The following is a 747-nucleotide window of genomic DNA, read 5'->3' as shown; positions in this document are numbered from 1 at the left end:
CACCGGGGGAGAGCTCGCCGTCGCCCTCGCCGCCGGAGTCGCACCGGCCTCTCTCGGTTTCCACGGCAACAACAAGTCGGTGGCCGAGCTCGAGCGGGCGGTCGAGGTGGGCGTGGGCACGATCATCGTCGACAGCGCCATCGAGATCGAGCGGCTCGCGGCCATCGTCGCCCGCACCGGAGCGACGCAGCGTGTGCTGGTGCGCGTGATCAGCGGCGTCCACGCCGAGACCCACGACTTCCTCGCCACGGCGCACGAGGACCAGAAGTTCGGCTTCCCCTTCCCGGACGCCGAGCGGGCGGTGGCACGCATCCGCGAGATTCCCGGCCTGGTGTTCGCTGGCCTGCACTGCCACATCGGCTCGCAGATCTTCGGCGTCGCAGGTTTCCGCGAATCGGCGTCCCGCGTGCTCGACCTGCACGCGTCCCTGCTCGCGGACGGACCGGTGCCGCAGCTCAACCTCGGCGGCGGCTTCGGCATCGCCTACACGCGGGTCGACGACCCGACTCCGATCGAGGGACTGGCGGCCGCCATCGTCACCGCGGTGGCCGAGGATTGCGCGGCCAGGGGCATCCCCGTCCCGGCCTTGTCGTTCGAACCGGGGCGCGCCATCGTCGGCACGGCCGGTGTGACGATCTACGAGGTCGGCACCACGAAGGACGTGACGATCGATTCCGGAGCCGTGCGCCGTTACATCAGCGTCGACGGCGGAATGAGCGACAACGCGCGTCCGGCCCTCTACGGCGC

General features: G+C 70.8%; 1 pseudogene. It reads left to right on the top strand.

The features are described from left to right. A pseudogene (locus KZA10_RS16680) lies at positions 1–747 on the top strand (diaminopimelate decarboxylase); the annotation flags it as partial.

The organism is Microbacterium sp. BF1 (assembly GCF_019279095.1).
GTDB classification, from domain to species: Bacteria; Actinomycetota; Actinomycetes; order Actinomycetales; family Microbacteriaceae; genus Microbacterium; species Microbacterium maritypicum.
Note: the sequence above shows the minus strand (reverse complement) of the source record. Positions and strands in the feature narration are given on the sequence as shown.